This window comes from Providencia stuartii (assembly GCF_029277985.1).
Taxonomy (GTDB): domain Bacteria; phylum Pseudomonadota; class Gammaproteobacteria; order Enterobacterales; family Enterobacteriaceae; genus Providencia; species Providencia zhejiangensis.
In genome coordinates, this window is record NZ_CP119546.1 from 2,601,066 (window position 1) to 2,614,436 (window position 13,371).

The following is a 13,371-nucleotide window of genomic DNA, read 5'->3' on the forward strand; positions in this document are numbered from 1 at the left end:
TTTATCTTGAAACGCCATCTTATGATGGCGTTTTTCCTCTTAACGTCCAATAGCAACCTTTCTTTTATATCGCTAAGGTGAACGATAATCATAAAAGTCACGCTCACCAATCATGGCTAAGCCTTCCTCTCCCCTGTATACATCATTAATCACACGTCCATTTAAGCTGGATATCTTCAAAATCAAAGCAAGGAACAATCGTAATTATTTATTGATATCGCGCGACTTATCGGTTTGCACTAAGCCAATTAACTATTTTGCGATTAAACTGACACCTTAAAGCAAATTCTTTCCCGCCAGTCATGATATACTCTATAAAATATGTGTCTTCTGATTGCCAACATAACTATTTAGGAGTTTTATGATGAAATTGTATTATGCTCCCGGTGCTTGTTCTCTTTCTCCTCACATTATCTTGCGCGAAACAGGGCTGGACTTCAGCATTATACGCGTCAATTTAAAAGATAAAACAACGGAAGATGGCCAAGATTTCTTAGCTATCAACCCTAAAGGGCAAGTTCCTACCTTGATTTTAGATGATGGTGAACAGTTGACGGAAGGTGCAGTGATTGTGCAATATCTCGCTGACCAAAAACAAGATAGACATTTAATCGCCCCTGCTGGCACGATGAAACGTTATCATCAACTTGAAGCACTGAATTTTATTTCCACTGAGCTACATAAGAATTTTGCGCCTTTATTCACACCAGGAACCCCTGAAGAATACAAGCAAATAGCCAGAGCAACTCTCTCAAGAAAATTCCAATATGTTGATGATGTATTAGCTAAACAAGCTTTCTTTGCAGATGATAGCTTTACTGTTGCAGATGCTTATTTATTCACCGTGAGCAATTGGGCAAAATTAGTGGGTGTTGATATTACTCACTTGAAACATTTGACTGAATATTGCGACAAAATTGCTAAACGTCCTAAAGTTCAAGAAGCATTATCGGCTGAAGGGCTGATCTAATTTATCATAGCGCTTCATCACTGGAGCGCTATGTAAACGATAAAAATATTAATCGAGTTCTGTGGCGCAAAATTTATGGTTTGGCGTCACTAATTTATCTTGAGCCGCCACTAACTGAAGCTCATACTCGCCCATTTCTTTGGTGGTTAGCATCACTTCATACACTGCTGCGGTAACATGTTCCAGAGCTTTTGGTAAACTTGCGCCTTTTAATAAATTCACCAACATTAAACCGCTGGTTAAATCACCTACGCCCACGGGCTGTTTTTCGCCAAAATCAACCAGTGGACGACTTACATGCCAACTGTGTTCAGCCGTCACTAAGATCATTTCAAAACGATCAGCACGATAGCCAGCTCGGCTCAAATGTTTGACTAAAACAATTTTAGGTCCTTTACGACACAATTGCCGTGCCGCATGTACCGCCTGCTCTACCGTTACAATCGTTTCACCTGATAACGTTTCTAACTCTAGTAAATTAGGCGCAATCACATCACTCATTTGTAGGGCTTGCTGACAAAGAAATTCAGCCACTCCCGGTGCAACAATACAACCTTTTTCAGGATGCCCCATTACTGGGTCACAAAAATAAATTGCTTGTGGATTAGCCGCTTTGACTTGCTTAACAATCGATAGAATATCCTTACCTTGTTCCGCTGAGCCAATATAGCCACTTAAGACAGCATCACATATTTCCAGTTTATGAATTTTGGCTAAACCACTGGCAATATCTGTCAAATGCTGAGCTGGAAAAACCGTTCCCGTCCACTGTGGATACTGCGTATGATTCGAAAACTGTACAGTGTTAAGTGGCCAAACATCGACCCCCATACGGCACATGGGAAATACCGTAGCACTGTTTCCAGCATGACCGAAAACTACGTGGGATTGAATTGAAAGAATACTTTTCATGGAAAATCCAAGGATTTATTATGACGAATGAAGAGAAATTAGTGATTAGCCATTGTCGATATACGCTAATAATTCAGAGACATAGCATTGGTGACAAACACTGCTTGCTATTGTTATCTTGCCAACTGTCGATGCAAAGCAATCCGTAAAGCACGTTAATACATCACACCTGCCAAGTAGCTTGAACTATCACAAGTACAAATAGCCCGAGATTTTCTCGGGCTATTATCACAACGGTTAGTCAGAGTTATTTCCAGTTGATTAAACAGTCGTTTTTCTTACCACGACGAATCAATGTGAAACGGCCGAATAAGCGGTCAGAATCATTAAATACATACATAGGGTCAGTTTGTTTCTGACCATTAATGGCAACGGCATTTGAGCTAATCGCTGTTCTTGCTTGGCCACGTGATGGTGTTAGCTCTGAATCAACTAATGCTTGTTGTAAGTCCGCACCATTTTCAAGCGTAATACATGGCATACCATCTTGAGCAAGCTGTTCAAAATCCGCCTCAGTCAAATCAGAAACAGCGCCTGAGAAGAGACTTTCAGTAATACGACGAGCAGCCGCTAAGCCTTCTTCACCATGTACCAGTCGCGTGACATTTTCAGCCAAAACATATTGTGCACGTGGAGCTTTACCACTGTTTTTATCTTCTTCTTCTAAGGCGTCAATTTCACTTAACTCCATGAAAGTGAAGAACTTCAAGAAGCGATAAACATCGGCGTCTGCGGTATTGATCCAGAATTGGTAGAATTTATATGGGCTTGTTTTCTTCGGATCAAGCCACACTGCCCCACCTTCTGTTTTACCAAATTTTGTCCCGTCAGCTTTTGTGATGAGTGGCACCGTCATACCAAAGACTTGGTTTTGATGTAAACGACGGGTTAAGTCGATCCCAGAGGTAATGTTACCCCATTGGTCTGAACCACCAATTTGTAATTCTACGCCGTGCTCTTTGTTCAGATTTGCAAAGTCGTAGCCTTGGAGTAAGTTATAAGCAAACTCAGTAAAAGAGATACCTACATCATCACGATTTAGACGCTGTTTAACGGCTTCTTTATTGATCATCTGGTTAACAGAGAAGTGTTTGCCGATATCACGTAAGAAAGTCAGCACATCCATTTTGCCAAACCAGTCATAGTTATTGGCTAATTTAGCGCTGTTATCGCCACAATCAAAACTCAGGAAAGGCGAAACTTGATTACGGATTTTTTCCACCCACTCTTGGACGGTCTCTGCGGTATTTAATTTACGCTCAGAGGCTTTAAAACTCGGATCACCAATCAGACCCGTCGCGCCACCGACCAACGCCACAGGCTTGTGCCCGGCTAGTTGGAATCGTTTTAAACACAGCAAGGGAACCAGATGTCCCAAATGCAAGCTGTCGGCGGTAGGGTCGAAGCCGCAATAGAGAGAGATAGGGCCTTGCGCCAGTCTCTCTGCTAACGCATCCTCATCCGTTACCTGGGCAACGAGGCCCCGCTCTTGCAATTGTTTAATCAGGTTATTGCTAGACATCAATGACTCCATCAGTTGAATTTTGTCTATCTATTTTTAATAAAAAGCCCCTAAGATGAGAAGACTCTCCCGATCTCATGGGGATCGCTTGTCAGTTTTCGTAAACGAAGCTATAGCATAAAGCGCCTAGCTTTTAAGTGCCAGCTAAAAAACAATTTATTACGGCGCTAACCTATCAATTTTCCATCCGTCCCCATCACGCTGGTAAATAAAACGGTCATGTAAACGATTAGCTCCCCCTTGCCAAAACTCAACACTATTAAAGACCACGCGAAACCCGCCCCAAAAACTAGGAAGAGGTACTTCGCCATTTTGGAATTTTTGTTTTAGCTCTAAAAACTTACCTTCTAAAATACTTCGAGCCGAAATTCTCGATGACTGTTGAGATGCCCAAGCTGCAATTTGGCTATCTTTTGGCCGACTATGAAAATACTTCACCACTTCAATCGGATTCAAACGTTCTGCCACACCTAAAAAACTCACTTGTCGCTCAAGTGGATACCATGGAAAATGTAAGCTCACCTTATTATTTTTTTCTAGATGCTGAGCTTTACGGCTCCCCATATTCGTGTAAAAAACTAACCCTTTTTCATCGAAGTGCTTCAATAACACAATACGTTGATAAGGTTGACCTGTTTCATCAACCGTCGCGACGCACATAGCCGTTGGATCACTGAGATTTGCCTCACAGGCCTGTTTTAACCATCGTTCAAATAATGCCAGAGGTTCTGGCGTTAAATCGGTTCGTCTTAAGCCGCCTTGAGTGTATTCACGGCGTAGTGCTGCAAGCTTTAAGTTTTGTGCGTCGTTCATCGTTGTCTCATTTCCTTAACGCAATTATTTTTCATCGGTATTGGCAGGGTAAATCGCGCCAAGAACAGTGGCACGCTCAGCACCTGTCACTGACGCAAGGTTACCCGGTAGATTCGCGATCGTTCGTGCAGCGAGCCAAGCAAAAGCCAGCGCTTCCATATCATCACCACTTAATCCATATTTATCGCTTGGGCCAACTTCTGTTCCCGGCAGTAACGCAGCAAGGCGCTGCATTAAAAAGGTATTTTTTGCTCCGCCACCGCACACGATTAAACGCTCACAGCCACCACAAAGCAATATTTGTTCAGCAATGGACACTGCAGTTAATTCACATAAGGTGGCTTGCACATCTTGAGGTAACAGTGCGGGGAAATTCGCTAAATGTTTATCTAACCATTGCATATTAAAATATTCTCGCCCCGTGCTTTTAGGCGCCGAACGTCTAAAATAGGGATCGCGTAACATCGCTTTAAGTAGTGGTTGATGCACAATTCCCGAGCTTGCCCAATTACCGTTTTCGTCATAGCCACATTGTTTATGACGCCATACCCATATATCCATCAACATATTCCCAGGCCCGGTATCATAACCTTTGACATAAGCGCCTGGCAGTAAAGCTGTAATATTCGATATGCCACCAATATTTAATATAATTCTTTTTTCTATCGCATGACCCAATACCGCTAAATGAAAGGCAGGCACAAGTGGAGCCCCCTGCCCGCCATACGCCATATCTCGCCGTCTAAAGTCACCGACTGTCGTAATACCCGTTAATGCGGCGACCCGATTATTATCACCAAGTTGCATTGTGAAAGGTGCTTCACCATCAGGCTCATGCCAAACTGTTTGCCCATGACAACCTATTGCAATGATATCGGTAGCCGCGACTCCCGTTTTAGCTAGCAACTGGTTCACAGCATCTGCATAAAGAGAACCTAACTCACGATCAATTTTTCCAACTTCAGATAATGTGGTTTCCTGACCTTGGCATATATTGAGAATTCTTTTTTTCAACTCAACAGGAAACGCAATACTAATACTGGATTGCTCAGCAACAAATTTATCGCTGATCGCTGCAAGAACAACATCGACCCCATCTAAGCTGGTTCCTGACATGATCCCTATATAACGACCTTGCTTTATCATTATCGTTCCTTTAGTTAGCGTTACGGCTTGTGAGTTTAAACCTAAAAAGATTGTGCTTTGATGGAAGTTTTTGTCAACCAGACATTGTGATTTCTCGGGCTGACTCGCAGAAAAAAAGAGAGTTAACGAAATAATCCCCTTCTATGTTTAAAATATACGCAAATCTCATTATTTGAACGCACTGATATCTATATCTCACTAATTATAATTTAGTGTATAATTACTAAACTGAATTTAATAAAGACAAAGATAATTGATCGTAAGAACATATTTTTTGTATGATTAATACTCAATTATGATTGTTCATGAATTTGTATCATGCAAGAATTTAACAAAGTGTGCCTTAGTTTATGAAATATTTCCTACTTTGAGATATTTTACCTAGTGTTTACACTCTGTTTAAATCAGAATCAGTAGTCTTATACCCGTTTTAACTTGACCCAAATGTAACATTCATATTGCGAATATGGTTAAAACAACTATCCAATGCTATGTTAGTGCCACAGACAGCAAGTCTCATAGGAGTAATTATGCTTAAGAAAGTTTTCGTCGGTGTTGTAGCAGTCGTTGTATTATCTGGCTGTGTCAATACCAGTACACTTTCTGGTGATACTATTTCAGCTAAAGACGCTAAACAAGTACAGACTGTAACTTACGGTACTGTATTGAATGCACGCCCTATTACCATCCAAGCTGGTGAAGATGAAAATGTTATCGGTGCGATTGGTGGTGCAGTACTAGGCGGCCTATTGGGTAATACCATTGGTGGCGGTTCTGGTAAAACGCTTGCTACCGCAGCGGGAGCAATTGCGGGTGGCTTAGCCGGCCAACAAGCTCAAGGTGCGCTGAATAAGAGCCAAGGTGTACAATTAGAAATTCGTCTTGATAGCGGTAAAAATATCGTCGTTGTTCAAAAACAAGATCCAAGTGTTTTCCGCTCTGGCCAACGTGTCATGATTGCAAATAGTGGCGGCACAGTCACTGTATCACCACGTTAATAATAATGAGTATATGTTCACCGGTACCCTACCGGTGAACATACTTTTTATCTTAGGGAATTTATAAACTATTTCCGTATAGCCTCTTCATACCTCTAGTTGTCTATATACTCACCTAATTTGTATTTACATCATCTTGGATTCTAATAACCGATTGATAATGTATAAGTGATTTACCACCATCAATTGCCAATCCTATTTGATTTATTGTTTGTTTGCTCTGTGTGACTTATTCCTTAAAAACCAGTTAATCTTACAAAAGTTTATGAATACTAAAGCTTGTCATGAATACCGCTTTGAATAACTTTTCATCTTTAATTGGTCAATTTAGTTAAAAACGAGTTATTACTAAACAATAAGCTTAATCAATAATTAAATATCAAAAAACATCTATTTAGCAAAAACTCAGAACAATAATGGCCCCAGCAAAATAGAAAATTAATTCTGCTGTAATAATTGAAACACTAATAATACACTTAATTTATTATTAAACTCTAACTACAAATCTCCTTGTAATCTTAAGATATTTTTTTCTAGCTTTAACAACAGAACGGATAATTGACCAAGCTCATCTTGAGATATATTGCCTAAAATTTCTTTCCGTGTGTTATCAATAACTTCATCTACTTTCTTAATAAAAGGTTCAGACTCCTCCGTTAACTTTATTCTTTTCGCACGTCTATCATTGACACAAGTGTGTCGAGATATCAGTTTTTTTTCTTCTAACTGATCAAGTGTTCTCACTAATGATGGCTGCTCAATACCGATAGCTTTTGCGAGTTGAATTTGAGACTGTTCAGGTGGTAATTGACTAATATTGTGCAATGTAATCCAATGCGTTTGCGTTAACTTAAGCGGTTTCAAACGATGATCAATGAGTGATCTCCACATGCGTACCACACGTGATAAATCAGTTCCTATTTGTGACTCCAATGTTCCCTCCTTATATAACACTATTCTGCCTAACAAATATACAACCAATAAATTATTTTTTAAATTATATATTCACTCCCTCTCGCTATGACAACTAATTATTAAAAATAACCATGATAAATACCCATTTATGGTCATAGTCAATCATTTGATTTGTGATTTCCATCATAAATCAAATTCAATTTTCTTATATATTAAATATCATTTTATTCACTAATATGAACTCTCAATTATCTTGTTAATAAGAATAGCCTTACTCTTCTTTCAAATCTATCTATTTTAACCCTTATAGTAATTACAATTAACAATAAAAAAGACAATTCCAAATTACTTCTTAAAAAACAATTAAATATAGTTATTCTTAAAATCATGCTATTTTTAATCACCGACACTTTATTTAATAATTATTTTGAATAACTAAAATTTAATTGAAGAATATGTGTGGTTATTAACTTTTTTGAATTAATTAGAATTGAAATTAATTATATTCGAATAAAATTTACTTTTTAAAATAGTTACTCTCTATTTCAGTTTAGATATCGACTAAAACAGCTCTTGTTGCGTTGAAGGTGGCTCATCTTTTTGTGTTTTAACCGAGATTGAACGAAGGTAGCGCTGGCGACATAAACGTAGAATATTGCGTTTTTGGCTATCTGTAAATTTTAACCACTGAAAGCGTTCTTCCCTCGAACGAAAACAGCCTCGACAATAACCTTGTTCATTGGTTTGACAAATTCCACGACAAGGGCTTTGAATTTCAAAAAACTCGAGTTGCTCCGCCATATTGATATCACCTAACTAAAAACACCCATTAATGATATACTCCATGAATTAGATTATATCTACTATTTGGTTAATAAATAAACCTATTTCATTGTGTTCGATCCTATAGGTGCGTTATATTGATCGTTAAACGATTCAGTTTCACTTAGTTACTTTTAAGGGAGTTCTTTATGCGCTTACTACATACTATGTTACGTGTGACAGATATGCAGCGTTCAATAGATTTTTATACTAAGGTTTTGGGTATGCGTCTACTGCGTACCAGTGAAAACCCTGAGTATAAATATTCGTTGGCATTCGTCGGTTACAGTGACGAAAGTGAAGGTGCAGTCATTGAGCTAACCTATAACTGGGGTGTTGATAGCTACGAGATGGGAACCGCTTTTGGCCATATTGCGCTTGGTGTCGATAATGTTGCTCAAACCTGCGAAGATATTCGTCACGCGGGTGGTAACGTCACTCGAGAAGCAGGCCCAGTAAAAGGGGGCAGCACGATTATTGCTTTTGTTGAAGATCCCGATGGCTACAAAATCGAGTTGATTGAAAATAAAAGTGCCAGTAAAGGCCTAGGTAATTAATTTACCTTGATGAGTGAATCACTAGGCAGTGTGCTTCCTGCCTAGTTTTAGTTTATCTGCAAAATTTTTTTGGCTTTGGCATAATAGCCACTAACCAGAAACCTAATATAAAAACCTAATGTCTGATAAAAATAATCCCAATGCACTCGTTAACCGCTTCAGAGGATACTATCCTGTCGTCATTGATGTGGAAACGGGTGGGTTTAACGCCAAAACGGATGGCCTACTTGAAATTGCCGCCATTACTTTAAAAATGGATAAAGACGGCTGGTTATCCCCTGATGAGACCTTACATTTTCATGTAGAACCCTTTGAGGGAGCAAATTTAGAACCAACAGCTTTAGCCTTCACCGGTATTGATCCCACTAACCCATTACGTGGTGCAGTTAGTGAATACGACGCTTTGCACGCTATTTTTAAAATGGTACGCAAAGGGATGAAAGCTACCGATTGTAATCGAGCCATTATTGTTGCTCATAATGCGACATTCGATCATAGTTTTGTCATGAATGCAGCTGAACGTGCAGGCTTAAAACGTAATCCATTCCACCCATTTGCCACATTCGATACTGCGGCATTAAGTGGTCTGGTTTTCGGACAAACGATTTTAGCGAAAGCTTGTGTGACAGCGGGTATTCCATTTGATGGCAAGCAAGCTCACGGGGCCTTATATGATACGAATCGTACCGCACTGTTGTTCTGTGAATTAGTAAATAAATGGAAAAAGCTAGGTGGTTGGCCACTCGCAGAGCAAGAGTAACCCCGCCCCCCTTAAGCCCCTTAAGATACAAAAAAACCGCATTAGCTTAACCTATGGGGCTAATACGGTTTTTTAGATTTACTCGGCGTTCTTAACTAAGCAGATACTTACTCCGCACGAGTCTCATCCGCAGAGCGATACTTATCAGCAGTTTCTTTAATCAGTGACTGGAGTTCACCGCGCTGATACATTTCCATGATGATATCGCAACCGCCTACTAGCTCACCATCAACCCATAATTGTGGGAAAGTTGGCCAATTAGCGTATTTTGGTAGTTCTGCACGAATATCTGGATTTTGCAGAATATCGACATAAGCGAAACGTTCACCACAAGCAGATAAAGCTTGAACTGCCTGAGCAGAAAAACCACAGCTAGGGAGCTTAGGAGAGCCTTTCATGTACAGAAGGATTGGGTTTTCTTTAATTTGGCGCTCGATTCTTTCAATTGTCGTCATTTTTACTTCCTTAGAACATGGGTGCTGATTTGCAGTCAGTCGCCATCGTCAGCCATTTTCTCAACGATGGCGACTAAGCTAGAATATTTGACCGGAATGTTAAAACGTGATTGTTTCATACAATATGCCAGTTTTACAGGGGTATTACTATAGCACTCCAAGCTGGAAAAAGGGATTTTTTCTAGAATCCCGTTTTAAGTTACACGAACTTGCTTCAGCAAGGCAGAAAAGCGCGATCTTAAACTCTATTGATTAAGATAATTATCTCTATGATTTTAAGGTGTTTTTGTTGAAAAAATTTGGTAATATATGACGCAGAATATCCATGCCTATAACTCGGCAAGCATCTCATGCTATTATTAATCTATTAAAGAATAAGCAAGACCGCATGAACGTTCGGTTCGTGTATAACTCATAGCAAGATATACGTATTAAATTATTTGCTCACTTTTATGAGCACCACACCCATATGTGTTGTTTTAAACGCAAACAAGGAGTACGCAATGTCATTTGAACTTCCCGCTCTACCTTATGCTAAAAATGCGCTAGAACCTTATATCTCGGAAGAAACCTTAGAGTATCACTATGGTAAACACCATAATACCTATGTTGTTAATCTCAACAATTTAGTCAAAGGTACGGCTTTCGAAGGTAAATCACTGGAAGAGATCATCAAGACTTCAGATGCGGGTATTTTTAATAACGCCGCACAGGTTTGGAACCATACTTTTTACTGGCACTGCTTAGCACCAAATGCGGGTGGAGAACCAACCGGTAAAGTTGCTGAAGCCATTAATAAAGCTTTTGGTTCTTTCGCTGAATTCAAACAACAGTTCACAGATGCTGCGATTAAAAATTTCGGTGCCGGTTGGACTTGGCTGGTTCAAAAAACCGATGGCAGCTTAGCTATTGTGAATACATCAAATGCGGCAACCCCTATCTCTGGTGATGATAAACCTATCCTCACTGTCGATATTTGGGAACACGCTTATTACATTGATTACCGTAATGCGCGCCCTAAATACCTAGAGAACTTCTGGGCCTTAGTCAACTGGAAATTCGTTGAAGAAAACCTCGCTTAATCATTTTCTTTAGAGAATAGCTAAAGGGCGAGTCAATACTCGCCCTTCTTAATTTCACCTTTAATTAAACAGTAAAATTAAAAAATATGTACTGCAAAAGCAATGATCACAGCCAAAGAACCTAACGCTGCTAATAGTCCAAATTTAAAATCTGTATCCATGAGTCCCTCTCATCATAACGAACAGTTAACCAGCAAAATAACCATAACTTATACATGGTTAAATAAGTATGACATGACGATTTATAAAAACCAGTGTCTATATCACAGGTTATAACATCAATTATTTCTTTTGTTTTTGCGCTAGATCAGACAAAATCGATAACTAATCGCTAAATTATTGCCAGTTAAGGCACTATGCCTCAATATGTAGGTAATATTAGGTAATTTTTTAATAAGAATTCATAACAAGACCGATTATTGGTCAGGAGTTTTTTTTTCCCATGGCAACGATTAAAGATGTGGCGAAGCGCGCTGGCGTCTCCACCACAACCGTATCCCATGTAATAAACAAAACGCGCTTCGTAGCTGATGATACTAAAGCGGCTGTTTGGGCTGCGATAAAAGAACTCAACTATTCACCGAGTGCTGTTGCTCGTAGTTTGAAAGTTAATCATACAAAATCAATTGGCCTACTCGCGACATCAAGTGAGGCGCCTTATTTTGCTGAAGTGATTGAGTCAGTCGAGAATAGTTGCTATGAGAAAGGTTATACCCTTATTTTATGTAACTCTCATAATAACTTAGGTAAGCAACAAGCTTACTTACAAATGCTTGCGCAAAAGCGTGTTGATGGGCTACTCGTCATGTGTTCTGAATATCCCGATAAACTAATCCATATGCTGGAAGATTATCGCAATATTCCTATGGTCGTCATGGACTGGGGCACTTCCCGTGGTGATTTTACCGACAGTATCATTGATAACTCTTTTCATGGCGGTTACCTCGCAGGTCGTTATTTAATTGATCGGGGTCACCGTGACATCGGCGTGATCCCTGGCTCTTTAGAACGCAACACCGGTATTGGTCGACTGACGGGTTTTAAAAAAGCCATGGAAGAAGCGAAAGTGACTTTACGTGATGAATGGATCGTGCAAGGCGACTTTGAACCAGAATCTGGTTATAAAGCAATGATGCAGATCTTAAGTAATAAGCAAAAACCTACTGCCGTGTTCTGTGGCGGTGACATTATGGCGATGGGCGCAATTTGCGCTGCGGATGAGATGGGATTGCGTGTTCCTCAAGACATTTCTATCATTGGCTATGATAATGTGCGCAATGCGCGTTATTTTACTCCCGCGTTGACGACTATCCACCAGCCTAAAGAGCGTCTAGGCCAGATGGCATTCGCTATGCTGCTTGATCGTATTGTGAACAAGCGCGAAGATGCACAAACGATTGAAGTCCATCCTCGCCTAGTTGAGCGTCGTTCTGTCGCTGACGGACCATTTATTGACTACCGTCGTTAATTAAGGCGCTAACCATTCGGCGTTGAGTGTTTCACTATCCCCAAGATATTCAAGTAACCAACTCAACGCCGGTGATGTATTCTTTTCCACCCACGTTAGACAGCAAGGACTCGGAGGGAATGGCTGAGATAGCTGCAATTGGGCTAATTTCCCCTCATCACAAAAGGGCTTTGCTCGGTGCTCAGGTACCATGCCAACACATAAGCCATTAACAAGACATGTCATACCATTTTCCCAAAATGGCACCACTAAACGCCGCTGATTATCTAATGCCCATGTATCTCTTTTCGGCAAGTTACGTGAGGTATCTTCAAGGCATAAACTTGGGTATTCGCGCATTTGATCGTCTGTCAATTTTCCTTTTAGCTGCGCCAGAGGGTGGTTTGGACTGGCCACACAACGCCATGACATAAACCCCATATCACGAAAACTATAACGCTCTCCGATGGGTGAAGCACGCGTCGCACCAATCGCAACATCAACACGCCCATCGGCGAGTGCATCCCATACGCCGTTAAACACTTCAGGATGAATATATAATTCGATATCAGGAAAATGACGATAGAAATCTAAGATCAGTTGCTCTGTTCGCTGAGGTTTGACAATACAATCTACCGCGATACTAAACTGCCCTCGCCAACCATTTGCTGCCTGTTGACATTGGTGACGCGTTTGTATCATTTTTTTGATAACGGAGCGACTTTGCTTGATGAAAATCTCCCCTGCCTCAGTTAAGGCAACATCGCGGTGACGACGTTCAAAGATAGGTACAGCAAGCCATTCCTCTACTTGCTTAACCGTATAGCTAATTGCTGAAGGAACACGATGCAGTTCTTCCGCAGCGCCACTAAAACTTCCCGTTCTTGCAACGGCATCAATAACTTCTAGAGCATGAGCTGACCACATAATGATACCTTTCAAAAATTTTGATAGCAGATTCCAAATATTACC

Annotated in this window: 15 protein-coding genes; 6 read left to right on the forward strand and 9 right to left on the reverse strand. The window is 40.2% G+C overall.

What is annotated here, in order from left to right:
• Positions 1-364: 364 nt before the first annotated feature.
• Positions 365-970: a glutathione transferase GstA gene (gene gstA, locus P2E05_RS11375; protein ID WP_272690038.1), complete on the forward strand. Its 606-nt coding sequence runs from the start codon at positions 365-367 to the stop codon at positions 968-970.
• Positions 971-1,018: 48 nt separating this feature from the next.
• On the opposite strand, the gene pdxY is transcribed toward gstA, so the two are convergent.
• The 4 genes from pdxY to anmK all read right to left on the reverse strand — a co-directional run bounded on the left by pdxY (position 1,019) and on the right by anmK (position 5,363).
• Complete coding sequence (gene pdxY / locus P2E05_RS11380; RefSeq protein ID WP_154622762.1) at positions 1,019-1,882, reverse strand: pyridoxal kinase PdxY; 864 nt, start codon at positions 1,880-1,882, stop codon at positions 1,019-1,021.
• 247 nt (positions 1,883-2,129) lie between these two features.
• Positions 2,130-3,404 carry a tyrosine--tRNA ligase gene (tyrS, locus tag P2E05_RS11385; RefSeq protein WP_154622763.1) on the reverse strand — a complete coding sequence of 425 codons (1,275 nt, stop codon included), beginning with the start codon at positions 3,402-3,404 and terminating at the stop codon, positions 2,130-2,132.
• A 159-nt stretch (positions 3,405-3,563) separates the two neighbouring features.
• Positions 3,564-4,217: a pyridoxamine 5'-phosphate oxidase gene (gene pdxH / locus P2E05_RS11390; protein WP_154622764.1), complete on the reverse strand. Its 654-nt coding sequence runs from the start codon at positions 4,215-4,217 to the stop codon at positions 3,564-3,566.
• A 24-nt stretch (positions 4,218-4,241) separates the two neighbouring features.
• Positions 4,242-5,363, reverse strand: coding sequence for an anhydro-N-acetylmuramic acid kinase (anmK, locus tag P2E05_RS11395; RefSeq protein WP_196713031.1), 1,122 nt, complete (start codon positions 5,361-5,363; stop codon positions 4,242-4,244).
• A gap of 530 nt (positions 5,364-5,893) precedes the next feature.
• On the opposite strand from anmK, the gene P2E05_RS11400 reads away from it, so the two are divergent.
• Positions 5,894-6,361 (forward strand): glycine zipper 2TM domain-containing protein, encoded by a 468-nt coding sequence (locus tag P2E05_RS11400; RefSeq protein ID WP_154622766.1) that lies wholly within the window; start codon positions 5,894-5,896, stop codon positions 6,359-6,361.
• 498 nt (positions 6,362-6,859) lie between these two features.
• Here the strand turns inward: P2E05_RS11400 and slyA are convergent, their stop codons facing one another.
• Both slyA and P2E05_RS11410 read right to left on the reverse strand, forming a co-directional pair.
• On the reverse strand, positions 6,860-7,294 hold the full coding sequence (slyA, locus tag P2E05_RS11405) for a transcriptional regulator SlyA (protein ID WP_154635589.1): 435 nt from the start codon (positions 7,292-7,294) through the stop codon (positions 6,860-6,862).
• Between the two features lie 543 nt (positions 7,295-7,837).
• The gene (locus tag P2E05_RS11410) at positions 7,838-8,077 is read right to left on the reverse strand and encodes a DUF1289 domain-containing protein (RefSeq protein WP_154625076.1); all 240 of its coding nucleotides are present in this window, start codon (positions 8,075-8,077) and stop codon (positions 7,838-7,840) included.
• A gap of 170 nt (positions 8,078-8,247) precedes the next feature.
• Between P2E05_RS11410 and gloA the strand changes: the two genes are divergently transcribed.
• Positions 8,248-8,655 (forward strand): lactoylglutathione lyase, encoded by a 408-nt coding sequence (gene gloA / locus P2E05_RS11415; protein WP_154625075.1) that lies wholly within the window; start codon positions 8,248-8,250, stop codon positions 8,653-8,655.
• A gap of 118 nt (positions 8,656-8,773) precedes the next feature.
• Complete coding sequence (gene rnt, locus P2E05_RS11420) at positions 8,774-9,415, forward strand: ribonuclease T (protein WP_154625074.1); 642 nt, start codon at positions 8,774-8,776, stop codon at positions 9,413-9,415.
• A gap of 107 nt (positions 9,416-9,522) precedes the next feature.
• Here the strand turns inward: rnt and P2E05_RS11425 are convergent, their stop codons facing one another.
• Positions 9,523-9,870, reverse strand: coding sequence for a Grx4 family monothiol glutaredoxin (locus P2E05_RS11425; protein ID WP_163861998.1), 348 nt, complete (start codon positions 9,868-9,870; stop codon positions 9,523-9,525).
• A gap of 503 nt (positions 9,871-10,373) precedes the next feature.
• Between P2E05_RS11425 and sodB the strand changes: the two genes are divergently transcribed.
• Complete coding sequence (sodB, locus tag P2E05_RS11430; RefSeq protein WP_154625072.1) at positions 10,374-10,952, forward strand: superoxide dismutase [Fe]; 579 nt, start codon at positions 10,374-10,376, stop codon at positions 10,950-10,952.
• Positions 10,953-11,029: 77 nt separating this feature from the next.
• Here the strand turns inward: sodB and P2E05_RS21930 are convergent, their stop codons facing one another.
• Positions 11,030-11,113 (reverse strand): YnhF family membrane protein, encoded by an 84-nt coding sequence (locus P2E05_RS21930; protein WP_101495216.1) that lies wholly within the window; start codon positions 11,111-11,113, stop codon positions 11,030-11,032.
• Positions 11,114-11,394: 281 nt separating this feature from the next.
• Here P2E05_RS21930 and purR point away from each other — a divergent pair, with 281 nt between their 5' ends.
• Positions 11,395-12,420 carry an HTH-type transcriptional repressor PurR gene (purR, locus tag P2E05_RS11435; protein WP_154625071.1) on the forward strand — a complete coding sequence of 342 codons (1,026 nt, stop codon included), beginning with the start codon at positions 11,395-11,397 and terminating at the stop codon, positions 12,418-12,420.
• Here the strand turns inward: purR and punR are convergent, their stop codons facing one another.
• Positions 12,421-13,326, reverse strand: a complete 906-nt coding sequence (punR, locus tag P2E05_RS11440; RefSeq protein WP_154625070.1) for a DNA-binding transcriptional activator PunR — start codon at positions 13,324-13,326, stop codon at positions 12,421-12,423.
• Positions 13,327-13,371: the final 45 nt, after the last annotated feature.